At 72.2% G+C, this 13,333-nt stretch carries 9 protein-coding genes and 1 pseudogene; 8 read left to right on the forward strand and 2 right to left on the reverse strand.

The genetic code is table 11. The annotated features are described in order from the left end of the window. From ADK64_RS09850 to ADK64_RS09880, 7 genes and pseudogenes are all read left to right on the forward strand, one after another. A pseudogene (locus ADK64_RS09850) lies at positions 1–1,349 on the forward strand (serine/threonine protein kinase); the annotation flags it as partial. A 228-nt stretch (positions 1,350–1,577) separates the two neighbouring features. Beyond that, a complete protein-coding gene (locus tag ADK64_RS09855; protein ID WP_053657166.1) occupies positions 1,578–3,287 on the forward strand; it encodes a serine/threonine-protein kinase in 1,710 nt (569 codons plus the stop codon). An 86-nt stretch (positions 3,288–3,373) separates the two neighbouring features. Further along, positions 3,374–5,062 carry a serine/threonine-protein kinase gene (locus ADK64_RS09860; RefSeq protein WP_053657168.1) on the forward strand — a complete coding sequence of 563 codons (1,689 nt, stop codon included), beginning with the start codon at positions 3,374–3,376 and terminating at the stop codon, positions 5,060–5,062. A 55-nt stretch (positions 5,063–5,117) separates the two neighbouring features. Next, positions 5,118–5,345 carry a hypothetical protein gene (locus ADK64_RS09865; protein ID WP_053657171.1) on the forward strand — a complete coding sequence of 76 codons (228 nt, stop codon included), beginning with the start codon at positions 5,118–5,120 and terminating at the stop codon, positions 5,343–5,345. Between the two features lie 45 nt (positions 5,346–5,390). After that, the gene (locus ADK64_RS48385; protein WP_053657175.1) at positions 5,391–6,308 is read left to right on the forward strand and encodes a serine/threonine-protein kinase; all 918 of its coding nucleotides are present in this window, start codon (positions 5,391–5,393) and stop codon (positions 6,306–6,308) included. A gap of 136 nt (positions 6,309–6,444) precedes the next feature. After that, entirely contained in the window at positions 6,445–8,058 is a 1,614-nt protein-coding gene (locus ADK64_RS09875) for a succinic semialdehyde dehydrogenase (protein WP_053657177.1), read from the forward strand. A 42-nt stretch (positions 8,059–8,100) separates the two neighbouring features. Then, positions 8,101–9,906, forward strand: a complete 1,806-nt coding sequence (locus ADK64_RS09880) for a GMC family oxidoreductase N-terminal domain-containing protein (protein WP_053657178.1) — start codon at positions 8,101–8,103, stop codon at positions 9,904–9,906. 637 nt (positions 9,907–10,543) lie between these two features. On the opposite strand, the gene ADK64_RS09885 is transcribed toward ADK64_RS09880, so the two are convergent. Beyond that, the gene (locus tag ADK64_RS09885) at positions 10,544–10,801 is read right to left on the reverse strand and encodes a chorismate mutase (RefSeq protein WP_053657181.1); all 258 of its coding nucleotides are present in this window, start codon (positions 10,799–10,801) and stop codon (positions 10,544–10,546) included. Between the two features lie 352 nt (positions 10,802–11,153). Here ADK64_RS09885 and guaA point away from each other — a divergent pair, with 352 nt between their 5' ends. Next, on the forward strand, positions 11,154–12,734 hold the full coding sequence (guaA, locus tag ADK64_RS09890) for a glutamine-hydrolyzing GMP synthase (protein WP_053657183.1): 1,581 nt from the start codon (positions 11,154–11,156) through the stop codon (positions 12,732–12,734). 14 nt (positions 12,735–12,748) lie between these two features. Here the strand turns inward: guaA and ADK64_RS09895 are convergent, their stop codons facing one another. After that, positions 12,749–13,237, reverse strand: a complete 489-nt coding sequence (locus ADK64_RS09895) for a pyridoxamine 5'-phosphate oxidase family protein (RefSeq protein ID WP_053657188.1) — start codon at positions 13,235–13,237, stop codon at positions 12,749–12,751. Positions 13,238–13,333 lie beyond the last annotated feature (96 nt).

The following is a 13,333-nucleotide window of genomic DNA, read 5'->3' on the forward strand; positions in this document are numbered from 1 at the left end:
AGGCCCCCGCCCCCGCCGCCTGGGGCGACACCGGGGCCCTCGGAGGAGTGCGGCGTGTTCCCGGGACCGCGTTGGCTGCTGAGCGGGCACGGCAGGTGCGGATGACCGTCGTGGGGCCCGTGACCGAGCGGTGGGCGCCGGAGCAGGCCGGGCCCGTGCACGAGAACTGGCAGCTGGCGGCGCCGATCGGACCCGCGACCGACCTGTGGGCGCTCGGGTCGCTGCTGTTCCGGGCCGTGCAGGGGCACGCGCCGTACCCGGAGGAGTCGACGGCCGAGCTGGTGCAGCTGGTGTGCGCCGAGCCGCCCGCCTTCGCCGAGGAGTGCGGCCCGCTGCGGCCGGTCGTCGAGTCGCTGCTGCGCCAGGACCCCACCGAGCGTCTGGACTTCGAGGAGCTGAACGGCTGGCTGCGGTCGCTGGTGCGCTCGGCGCCCGAGCCGGACGCCGGCACCCATGTCGTGCCGGTCCCGCCCGCCGACCCGCACCGGCTGCCGATCGTCCGGCGTCGTGGCGAACTGGTGCGGCTGCGGCGTCGGCGCGCCGGGCGGGGCGAGACCCAGGCCCATCCGCACGGCCGGCACAAGCGGGCCCGGGAGGACATGCGGGTCCGGGAGGATGCGCGGGTCCGGGAAGAGGCCCGTTCGCCGCGTCATCTCGGGCGGACCCTGCTCCTGCTGATCCTGCTCCTGCTGGCCGGCGCGATCGCGTACGCGATGTTCTTCATGCCGAAGCAGGGGCACAGCGGGGCGGCGGGCGGCGACCGTACCGGCAGCGCGGGGCAGGCGAGCCCCGCCCCCTCCCGCAGCCGGCAGCCGTCCTCCGGACAGTCCGCGGACGGCGGCCCCTCCGCGTCCGCGCCCGCCACCGGGACGCAGACCGGCGGCGCCCCGTCCGTCGCCGACGGCTTCACCCTGCGTACGGACCCGGACGGTTTCGACATCGCCGTCGCCAAGGGCTGGGACCGCACACCGAAGAACGGCAGCGGGCAGGTGGTCTACGGGCACGGGAACTTCGAGCTGATCGTCGTGGCGGGAAGGGACAGCGCCTCCGCGTACGGCAGCGACCCGATGGTCTACCAGCGCGACAAGGAGAGCGAACTCCAGCCGTACCGGGACTCCAGTTGGGCCACGGCCACCGGGCTGCGCACCATCGAGGTGGGCGGACGGACCATGGCCGAGGGGCAGTTCACCTGGACCGACGGGCAGGGGCGGGACCTGTTCGTCCGCAACATGGCCATCCTGCTCAACGGCCGCTACCACATCATCCAGGTCCGCGGCCCGGAGTCCCAGCGCGACGAGGTGACCCGGTTGTACGAGCAGGCCACCGCGACGTACCGCTACACCGGCTGAGCGGCCCCGGTGCCGCACCCTGGGAGGAGGGGGCACTGAACGGATGGCGAACGTGTGGAGAACGGGCGGGAAAACAAATGGGGGAGCGGGCGGGAGGATGGGCCGACAGGCGGTCGGGGAGCCCACTAGCGTCACAGTGCTGTCACCTTGGTACCCCGCTTGTTCCCTGTGGGCACACCGGTCCTTAGTCTGACCCTGTCAAGAGCATTGCGGGGCAACGTGAATCAGATGCAGGGCCTGCTCATAGCGGGCCGCTACCGGCTCGCCGATTCGATCGGCAGCGGTGGCATGGGCCGGGTGTGGCGCGCCCACGACGAGGTGCTCCACCGGACGGTCGCCGTCAAGGAGTTGACCGCCGCCCTCTACGTCTCCGACAGCGAGCAGGCGGTCCTGCTCGCCCGTACCCGGGCCGAGGCGCGCGCCGCCGCGCGCATCAACCACTCCGCCGTCGTCACCGTGCACGACGTCCTCGAACACGACGGCCGCCCCTGGATCGTCATGGAGCTGGTCGAGGGCAACTCGCTGGCCGACGCGGTCAAGGAGCGGGGGCGGGTGGAGCCGAGGGAGGCCGCGCGGATCGGGCTGTGGGTGCTGCGGGCACTGCGCGCCGCGCACTCCGCCGGAGTGCTGCACCGGGACGTCAAGCCCGGCAACGTCCTCCTCGGCAAGGACGGCCGCGTCCTGCTCACCGACTTCGGCATCGCCCAGATCGAGGGCGACACCACCATCACCCGCACCGGAGAGGTCGTCGGCTCGGTCGACTATCTCGCGCCCGAGCGGGTACGCGGCCACGACCCGGGTCCGTCCTCGGACCTGTGGGCGCTGGGCGCCACGCTGTACACGGCGGTGGAGGGGCGTTCGCCGTTCCGCCGCACCTCGCCGCTGAGCACCATGCAGGCGGTCGTCGAGGAGCAGGCCGACGAGCCGCGCCACGCCGGTTCGCTCGGCCCGGTCATAGCGGCACTCCTGCGCAAGGAACCGGACCGCCGGCCGGACGCGGGGGAGGCGGAGCAGATGCTCGCCGAGGCGGCGGAGGGCCGCCGGCCCGACGCGGCCCAGGCCTTCGTACCGACCCAGAGCTCGGGCCTGCATGACGGCACACCCGCCACGGGCGCCTCGGGTGCCCTGGGTTCCCTCGGCTCCCCGGCCTCCTCGGGCTACGGCTCGGAGGGCACCGTTCCCGGCCGTACGCCGACCCGGCCGACGGCCGTGGCGCCCACGCCGCCGGGACCGGCCGCAGGTCCGGCGGGCCGTGGCGCGGCGGGCCGGCCCCGCCCCCGGCGCCGGCTGCGCACGCTCGCCCTCGTCGTCGCAGCGGCGGCCGTGCTCGGCGGTGGCGCGGCGGTCGCCTTCCAGGAGTGGGGCGGGATGCGGAGCGACACCGGCTCGGGCGGCGGAGCCGGCCCGGCCACGACCCCCTCCGGGGGCGACACGAGCGCGCCGGGCCCCGACGGCACGATCCCCGCGAGCTGGACGTCGTACCCCGACCCGCTCGGTTTCAGCCTCTCGCTGCCCAAGGGCTGGAAGCGGAAGGTCTACGAGATCAAGGGTGACCTCAAGCAGGTCGACTACACCCCGGACGGCGGACTGACCTTCGTCCGCATCGCCATCGACAGCTCCCCGGACTTCCCCACCCCGCTCCAGCACCAGCAGGACCTGGAACAGCAGCTCCAGCGGCTGGTCGACTACAAGCGGGTGGCCATGAAGGAGAACATCTACCGCGACCGCGACGGCGCGCTGTGGGAGTACACCTGGAACGCGCTGAAGAAGGATCCGCCGCACGTCGCCGGTCCCCGGCACGCCATCGAGGAGACGTACTTCTCGCGCGCGGGCATCGAGTACGCCATCTACATGTCGTCGCCGGCCGGGGACTGGGCGAAGACCAGCAAGCAGTTCAAGTGGGTGCTGCAGAGCTGGCAGCAGCCGAGCAACGGCTGATACGGCTGAAAACCGCTGGTTGAGCGGTCCGGCTTGGCTGATCGGCGTCCCGGAGCGGATGGGTCCGGTGCGGCATGATGGGGCGCATGGGGACCGAGGGCGCCGACTTCCGGGTGATCGCGGGCCGTTACCGCCTGGAGGCACGCATCGGGCGTGGCGGCATGGGCGTCGTGTGGCGGGCCAGCGACCAGTTGCTGGGGCGCCTGGTCGCGGTCAAGGAGCTCCTCCCGGACGACTCGCTCCCGGACGACGACACCCGACGCCGCCGGGACCGTACGTTCCGTGAGGCACGGGCGGTCGCCCAGTTGCGGCATCCGCACATCATCGTCGTGCACGACATCGTGGAGCAGGACGAACGGCCGTATCTGGTGATGGAGTTGGTCGAGGGTGGTTCGCTCGCCGACCGGATCGCCCGGGACGGCCCGGTCGACGCCGTCGAGGCCGCGCGCATCGGCGTCGCCCTGCTCAGCGCGGTCCGCACGGCGCACGAGGCGGGGGTGCTGCACCGGGACATCAAGCCCGCGAACGTCCTGATCGAGTCCGGCACGGGCCGGGTCGTGCTCACCGACTTCGGCATCGCACAGGTCGCGGGCGCCACCACGCTCACCGAGACCGGCTCCTTCGTCGGCTCGCCCGAGTACACGGCGCCGGAGCGGATGTCGGGGGTGCGCACCGGGTCGGAGTCCGATCTGTGGTCGCTGGGCGCGCTGCTGTGCACGGCGCTGAGCGGCGAGTCGCCGTTCCGGCGCGACTCGATCGGCGGCATCCTGCACGCCGTCGTCGCCGCCGAGATCCGGCCACCCGCCGAGGCCGAGCCGCTGCTGCCCGTCGTACGGGGGCTGCTGGATCGGGACCCCGACCGGCGGCTCGGCGCGGCCGAAGCCGAACAGATGCTGCGGACGTATCTGGAGACGGGCCGCACCCCCGAGGCGCCCGGCACGTCCGGCGCCACGGGCGGCGGTCGCGGCCACCGGATCGGCCCCGGCCGTGCGGGTCGTACGGCCGGGGCCGCGACGCCCTACTCGCCGACCCAGCCGGACCTTGCGCACGGCGCTCCGCACCCGCCCGCCGTGTCCGCGCCGCCGGCCGACCTCCCGCCCCGGACCGCTACGCGCGGGGTGCTGATCGCGGCGGTGCTCGTCGCCGCGCTGGCCGGGGCGGGTGTGTCGGCGGCCCTGTTGCTGCACGGGAAGGGCGACGGGGGCGGCGGCAGCCCGGGCGGTACGGCGACGTCCCCGGCGACCAGTACGGGTACGGGTACGAGCCCGGCCTCGCGCTCGCCCTCGCCGACCACGTCGACACGGCCGACGGCCACCCGTGCGCACACCGCACCCTCCGGTTACCGCACGGCCCGGGACCCGGCCGGGTTCTCCCTTGCCGTACCGGACGACTTCACCCGCAGTCCGCAGGGCGAGCGCGTCTTCTATCTCTCGCCCGGGGAGACCTTCCGACTCGGGATCAAGGTCACCGAACCCCAGCCGGGCGGCCCGCGGGGCGTGCTGGAACGGTCGGCGGCCAAGGGGCAGGACACGAACCCCGGTTACCACGACGGCCGCGTCACCCCCGCCACGCACGCCGGACACCCGGCCGCGCTCTGGGAGTTCGGCTGGGACGGCTTCAGCGCGGCGGAGGGCCCGCGCCATACGTACGACCTGTGCTGGGAGGACTCCGGGCGGCTGTACGACGTATGGGTGTCGGCGCCGGTCGCGAAGGTGCGGGAGGCGCGGGAGTACTTCGACGTCGCGCTCGACACCTTCTCGGTCACGGCTTCGTGACCGGTCCCCGTTGCCTGTGGATCCGGACACGCCGGTGGCGCGGTGTGGATGAACCATGAGCAGCGACGGGGGAGTCGGCCACACGGCCGACGACACGACGAGTTTTGTTCTGCAACCGCCGCAACAGCGGGCGCCGGGTCCCGGACCGGATCCGAGTGCCGGACGCCTGCTCACCGGGCGCTACCGGCTGCTCGGCAAGCTGGCCCACTTCTCGGGCGACGGCGGGGCCGTGGAGGTATGCGAGGCGTCCCGGGGCTTCACCTTCCACCGGCGGGCCGCCTGACCGCCCGCTTCGACAACGGTGTGGTGCGCACGGTACTCATGTGACATGACTGGAGACGGCGAACACCCGCCCGGCATACGTCTGATCGGTGGCCGCTACCGGCTGGCCGGACGTCTGGGATCCGGCCCCACCGGGACCGTCTGGCGCGCGCGGGACGAGCGGGGGCGGGGCGAGGTCGCCGTCAAGGAACCACTGCTGCCCGGCGATCCGGCCGACGACGAGAACGGCCGCCGGATCGCGCACCGGCTCGCCACGGAGGCCCGCGCCGCCGCCCGGGTGCGCCATCCCTCCGCCGTCTCGGTGCTGGACGTCGTCACCGAGGACCAAGTCCCCTGGGTCGTCATGGAGTTGGTGGAGGGTGAGTCGCTGCGCGAGGTGCTGCGGCGCGGCCCCCTGCCACCCGCCGAGGCCGCCCGGATCGGGCTCGCCGTGCTCGGTGCCCTGTCCGCCGCGCACGCGGTCGGCATCGTGCACCGGGACGTCAAACCGGCCAATGTGCTGCTGGAGTCCGGCACCGGACGCGTGGTCGTCACCGACTTCGGGACCGGCGACGGCCACCCGGCGGATGCGCCCGCCGGGTTCGTCGCCCCCGAGCGGGCCGCGGGGCCCGGCGCCGGACCGGCCTGCGACCTGTGGTCCCTGGGCGCGCTGCTGCGGGCCGCGGTGGGCGACACGGACCCGGCACGGCTGGGCGCGCTGAGTCCGCTGCTGGACCGGATGCACGCCGCCGAGCCGGCGGCGCGCCCCGACGCGACGGAGGTCACGGCGGCCCTCCAGGACTACCTGGGCCTCACCCCTGTACCGGACCCGACACCGAACCCGACACCGGACCCGGCACCGGCACCGGACCCGGCACCCGATCCCGCACCCGCGCAGGAGCGCGCCCGGGTCCCCGACCCCCGCCGCCGCACCCCCCGCACCGCGCTCGGCCTGCTGCTGGCGAAAAAAGCCGGGCTCGAATGATCGTCCTGTTCGGCCGGGTGTCAACGCCCTGATCAGCACATTCACTGCCAGTGATCACTGGCAGTGTGTGAGCACTCGGTGAATCCCCATTACCGACGGGTACACAAAGCCTGCGCTCCGGCATACCCTGCGCCTCATGACGGACACGCAGGCCTCGGACATCGCCGGTACCAACCCCCTCGCGCCCGCCCCCGAAGGCGCCCGCACCGCCGCCGACGTGGTCACCCCGGAACTGGTGGCCCGGCTCACCAAGGGAGTCGTCGGCTCGGGCCGGACCGCGAACCACACCCCGTTCACCGGCGAGAAGCTGGCCGACCTGCCCGAGTCCACCCCGCAGGACGTGGAGAAGGCCTTCGGGGCCGCCCGCGCCGCGCAGTCCGTCTGGGAGAAGACCCCGGTGGCGCGGCGGGCCGCCGTCCTGCTGCGCTTCCACGACCTGGTGCTCCAGCGGCAGGCCGAGGTCCTCGACCTCATCCAGCTGGAGACCGGCAAGGCCCGGCTGCACGCGCACGAGGAGGTACAGGCCGTCGCCGTCGCGGCCCGCCACTACGGCCGCCGGGGCGCCGCCTATCTGAGGCCGAAGCGGCACACCGGCGCCATCCCCACGCTCACCAAGGTCACCGAACTCCGCCACCCGCGCGGGGTCGTGGGCCAGATCGCCCCCTGGAACTACCCGCTGGAGCTGTCCGTCGGCGACGCGCTGCCCGCCTTCGTGGCCGGCAACGCGGTCGTGATGAAGCCGGACACGGAGACCTGTCTGACCGCGCTGTGGGCGCGTGACCTGCTGATCGAGGCCGGACTGCCCGACGGCGTCTTCCAGGTCGTGCTCGGCGAGGGCCCGGCCGTCGGACCGGAGCTGGTCAAGCACGCCGACTACGTCTCCTTCACCGGATCCACCCGGACCGGCCGTGAGGTCGCCCAGGGCGCCGCCGCCCGCCTGGTCGGCGTCTCCCTCGAACTCGGCGGCAAGAACGCCATGCTGGTGCTGGACGACGCCGACATCGAGAAGGCCGCCGCCGGCGCCGTACGCGCCTGCTTCTCCTCCGCCGGACAGCTCTGCATCTCCATCGAGCGGCTGTACGTCCACGAGTCGATCGCCGACGCCTTCCTGGAGCGCTTCGCCGCCCGCACCCGGGCCATGCGGCTCGGCAACTCCCTCGCCTACGGCGCCGACATGGGCTCGCTGGTCGGCGAGCGCCAGCTGAAGACCGTCGAACGGCACGTGGAGGAGGCCGTGGCGAAGGGCGCGAAGGTGGTCGCGGGCGGGGTGGCCCGCCCCGACATCGGCCCCTACTTCTTCGAACCCACCGTCCTGGACGACGTCGAGGACTCGATGGCCGTGTGCGAGGAGGAGACCTTCGGCCCGGTCGTGTCGATCTACCGCTTCTCCTCCGACGACGAGGCGGTCGAGCGGGCCAACGCCACGCCGTACGGCCTCAATTCCTCGGTCTGGACGAAGAACGCCCGGCGCGGCCGCGAGGTCGCCGCCCGCCTGCGCACCGGCACGGTCAACGTCAACGAGGGCTACGCGCCCGCCTACGGCAGCGTCCAGTCCCCGATGGGCGGCATGAAGGACTCCGGCCTCGGCCGCCGCCACGGCTCCGAGGGCATCCTCAAGTACACGGAGGCCCAGACGGTGGCCCAGCAGCGGCTGCTGCCGATGGCGCCGTCGCTGGGCATGACGGACGAGGGGTACGCCCGGTTCATGAGCACCAGTCTGCGCCTGATGAAGGCGTTCCGGTTCCGCTAGGAAAACCCGTTCGGAAACACCCGTTCTCGACGAGGAGAGCACGTGTCGCAGGAGAAGTCTGTCCAGGCCCGGGACGAGGACGGGTACGACTACGACGTCATCGTGGTCGGCTCGGGGTTCGGTGGCTCGGTGTCCGCCCTGCGCCTCACCGAGAAGGGCTACAAGGTGGGCGTACTGGAGGCGGGACGCCGTTTCACCCGCGAGGCCCTGCCGAAGAACTCCTGGGACCTGAAGAACTACCTGTGGGCCCCCAAGCTGGGCATGTACGGCATCCAGCGGATCCATCTGCTGGGCAACGTCATGGTCCTGGCCGGCGCTGGCGTCGGCGGCGGCTCGCTCAACTACGCCAACACCCTCTACGTACCGCCGAAGGCCTTCTTCGAGGACCCGCAGTGGCGGGACGTCACCGACTGGCAGGAGGAGCTGAAGCCGTACTACGACCAGGCCCGGCGTATGCTCGGCGTCCGCCTGAACCCGACCATGACGCCGTCCGACGTGCATCTGAAGGCGGCGGCCCAGCGGATGGGCGTGGGCGACTCCTTCCATCTCGCGCCGGTCGGCGTGTTCTTCGGTGACGGCAAGGACGCCGACGGGGCGACGCAGGCGGGCCCGGGACAGGAGGTCGCCGACCCGTACTTCGGCGGAGCCGGCCCGTCCCGCAAGGCCTGCACCGAGTGCGGCGAGTGCATGACCGGCTGCCGCCACGGCGCGAAGAACACCCTCAACGAGAACTACCTCCATCTCGCCCAGCAGGCCGGCGCGGTGGTCCACCCCATGACGACGGTCGTGTCCGTCACGGACGACTCGCGCGGCGGGTACGCGGTGGCGACCCTGCCGACGGACCGGAGGAAGAAGGGCGAGGGCCGCCTCTTCACCGCGCGCAGGGTCGTCCTCGCGGCGGGCACCTACGGCACGCAGACGCTCCTGCACCGCATGAAGGCGGGCGGCCAGCTGCCGTATCTGTCCGCCCGGCTCGGCGACCTGACCCGGACCAACTCCGAGGCGCTGGTCGGCGCGCAGACCGATAACCGCCGCTACCGCAAGGCGCACGGCGCCGCGAAGGCCGACTTCACCCGGGGCGTCGCGATCACGTCCTCGATCCACCCGGACGAGAACACGCACATCGAGCCGGTCCGCTACGGCAGGGGCTCCAACGCGATGGGCGGACTGTCGATCCTCCAGGTGCCGTACGCGGAAGGCTCCTCGCGCGTTCTCGGCTGGCTGGCGAACGCGGCCAGGCACCCGGTCCTGGTGGCCCGCTCCCTCTCCAACCGGCGCTGGTCCGAGCGCACCATCATCGGCCTGGTCATGCAGTCGCTGGACAACTCGCTGACGACGTATCTGAAGCCGGACGGGGTCGGCAAGGGCCTGCTGACCGCCCGCCAGGGCCATGGCGCCCCCAACCCCAAGCAGATCAAGGCCGCCACGCAGGCCGCCACCGAGCTGGCCGCCGAGATCAACGGCTTCGCGGGCAGCAACGTCGGTGAGCTGATGGGCACCCCGCTGACCGCCCACTTCCTGGGCGGCTGCCCCATCGGCGACTCCGCGGAAACGGGCGTGATCGACCCCTACCACCGCCTCTACGGCCACCCGGGCATCTCGGTCGTGGACGGCGCCTCGGTCTCGGCGAACCTGGGTGTGAACCCCTCGCTGACGATCACCGCGCAGGCCGAGCGCGCGATGTCCTTCTGGCCGAACAAGGGTGAGGAGGACCCGCGTCCGGCACCGGGAGCGGCGTACGAGCGGCTGAAGCCGGTGGAGCCGCAGTCCCCGGCGGTCCCGGAGGAGGCCTTCGGCGCCCTGCGCCTGCCGTTCCTGGGGATGCCGGCCGTACCGCCGAAGAAGTAGAGGGACCTGCATCCCCCTCCGAAGGCAGGTCCCTCTCAAGTTCGCAGACTCGCGTCGCACGACTCGGCTGGTTTGATCAGCGAGGACCATGAACGGTTGCTCGCCCCGCCCTCGATTTGCATGTGACCTGAGTCACCCGGTCTTGCTCATGGCGAAGGGCCCCGCGGGACGGAGAGACCGCGGGGCCCTTCTTCGGCCAGCACCGACGTCAGGGCGACGTCAGTGCCTGGGAGCGGCGCCGGGGGGTTGCGCCGCTGGTTCGGTGGTCCTGACCCGCGACAGGCGGGTGAGGTGCAGTAATGCCATGGTCTGCGCGGGGACTCGGGGCTTCTGCGCAGGGTGCTGGGCATGACCCGGCACTGGTCCATGTGTGGAGTTTTCCGCCGGCCGGCCCCGGGCGTCCCCGGAGCCGGCCGTTCTCTTGGGTGACCGGGCTGCTGTCCCCTGCCGTCCGGTCACTTCCGGAGCGAGGTCCCACGGCGCACGGCACGACCCGTACGCCTCATCGCTCCAGCGAGCCACGCGTGGTTCTGTCGGGCCCGCCCCTGGCTGGCACGGACATCCCGCTCAACGAAGGGGGACGCGGACCGGTCACGCGCCGTACGGGTGAGACGACGCTCGAACTCCGGTACGACGCTCAGACGCGCCCCCGGCACAGCTCCAGCAGGGTCATGGCGAGGGAGGTGCCGGGCTTGCCGAGGGCCTCGCGGTAGCGGCCGAGGATGTCCATCTCGCGGGACAGGTGCACACGCCGCCCGCCGGAGGCGATGCGGGTCTGCTGCACGACGGCGGAGACGGCCATCCGTTCCTGGATGAGACCGATGATCCGGTCGTCGAGCACATCGATGCGCTGCCGGGCGTCGGCGATGGTCTCTTCCGCGGAGGTGGTGGTCATGTCGGGGCTCCTGACGAAGGTGGCTGGGGCGGTGGACCGACTGAGGTGCCCCGAACCGACAGACCCCGGAAAACGTCAGGCGCCCCGGGCCTTGTCGGCCCGGGGCGCCTGGGAAGTCGCTCGGCGTTTCGCTCAAGCAGCACGACCATGGCATCCGGCGGGCCGGTTGCCATAGGTAAAGAGGAAGATCGAGTGCGCGAGCATGCGGCAAGTATGCCAGACGGCGCCCGGTCTTCCCCGCCCGCAAAGTGGGGGCTCCGGGGGGCGGAGCCCCGGTGAGCGGGACTCTCGCACCGGCGCCCCGTTAGAATCAGAACCACAGACCCCCGCCCGACCCGCCGGAAGGCACCCCGTGTCATCAGCGACTCCCGCTGCCGCCGCCCCCGACACCGTCCTGGTCGTCGACTTCGGCGCGCAGTACGCCCAGCTCATCGCCCGTCGCGTCCGCGAGGCGCGGGTCTACAGCGAGATCGTGCCGAGCACCATGCCGGTCCAGGAGATGCTCGCCAAGAACCCCGCGGCGATCATCCTCTCCGGTGGCCCCTCGTCCGTGTACGAGGAGGGCGCCCCCCACCTCGACAGCGCGATCTTCGAGGCCGGCGTCCCCGTCTTCGGCATGTGCTACGGCTTCCAGCTGATGGCGCGAGCCCTCGGCGGCACCGTCGACAACACCGGCGCCCGCGAGTACGGCCGTACCGACCTGCACGTCTCCAGGACGTCCTCCACCCTCTTCGAGGGCACCCCGGCCGAGCAGCACGTGTGGATGTCGCACGGCGACGCCTGCTCCGCCGCCCCCGAGGGCTTCACGGTCACCGCGTCCACGGACGTCGTCCCGGTCGCCGCCTTCGAGAACGACGCGAAGAAGCTCTACGGCGTCCAGTACCACCCCGAGGTCATGCACTCCGCGTACGGCCAGCAGGTGCTGGAGCACTTCCTGTACCGCGGCGCGGGCCTGACCCCGTCCTGGACCACCGGCAACGTGATCGACGAACAGGTCGCCGCGATCCGCGAGCAGGTCGGCGACAGGCGCGCGATCTGCGGCCTGTCCGGCGGCGTGGACTCCGCCGTCGCCGCCGCCCTCGTCCAGAAGGCCATCGGCTCCCAGCTGACCTGCGTCTACGTCGACCACGGCCTGATGCGCAAGGGCGAGACCGAGCAGGTCGAGAAGGACTTCGTGGCCTCGACCGGCGTCAAGCTGGTCGTCGTCGACGCCGAGGAGCGCTTCCTCACCGCGCTGAAGGGTGTCTCCGACCCCGAGGAGAAGCGGAAGATCATCGGCCGCGAGTTCATCCGCGTCTTCGAGCAGGCGCAGGCCGAGATCATCGCGGACGAGGGCCCGGCGGTCGAGTTCCTGGTCCAGGGCACCCTGTACCCGGACGTGGTCGAGTCCGGCGGCGGCACCGGCACGGCGAACATCAAGTCGCACCACAACGTCGGCGGCCTCCCCGAGGACCTCGAGTTCCAGCTGATCGAGCCGCTGCGCAAGCTGTTCAAGGACGAGGTCCGCATGGTCGGCCAGGAGCTGGGCCTGCCGGACGAGATCGTCCAGCGCCAGCCCTTCCCGGGCCCCGGCCTCGGCATCCGCATCGTCGGCGAGGTCACCAAGGAGCGTCTGGACCTGCTCCGCGACGCCGACGCCATCGCCCGCGAGGAACTGACCGTGGCCGGCCTGGACCGCGACATCTGGCAGTGCCCGGTGGTCCTGCTCGCGGACGTCCGCTCGGTCGGCGTCCAGGGCGACGGCCGCACCTACGGCCACCCGATCGTCCTGCGCCCGGTCTCCTCCGAGGACGCCATGACCGCCGACTGGTCCCGGCTGCCGTACGACGTCCTCGCGAAGATCTCGACCCGGATCACGAACGAGGTCCGGGACGTCAACCGCGTCGTCCTCGACGTGACCTCGAAGCCCCCGGGCACCATCGAGTGGGAGTGATCCCCTGACGGGACTCAGGTCCGCCTGAGAGTGCGCACCGCCTCTCCGGGCTTCCAGACCTGGACGACGAGATACGCGTCGTCCTCGACGCAGGTCCGCACGACCTCCGTCAACTCGGTGCGGAAGAGGTGGAACGGCTGCGGCGGTTCCACCTCTTTCACGTACCAGGCCTTGGTCTCCCCGTCCCCCGGCCCGCCCCCGACCTCGTACGCCCGCCCCGCGATCCGCACGTCCCCGCCGACCGCCCCCGTGCCCTCACCAGGGTTCGCCTGGAGTGCGAAGCGAGGGTCGCGGCGCAGGTCGCGGGCCTTGAGCGAGCCGTCCATCATGCCGAGCCACAGCTCACCGGCCCGGAAGTCGGCCTCCAGTCCGGAAGTGCGCGGCGAGCCGTCCTTGCGCAGGGTCGCGAGGACGTGATGCCGGTGGGCACCGAACCGCTCCTCGACGATCCCCGCCAGCTCGGGTGCGGCCGAGAGGAAGGCCGCCCAGTTCGTATCCGTCATACGCGTCAGTCTTCCCGGCAAACCGGACAACCTCTGTCGTGTATTCGCTGCGTACGTCATCTTTACAAAACAGCTCTGCCCTTTTGCGCTGACCGG

It is taken from the genome of Streptomyces sp. MMG1121 (assembly GCF_001280015.1).
In the GTDB taxonomy this organism is placed as follows: domain Bacteria; phylum Actinomycetota; class Actinomycetes; order Streptomycetales; family Streptomycetaceae; genus Streptomyces.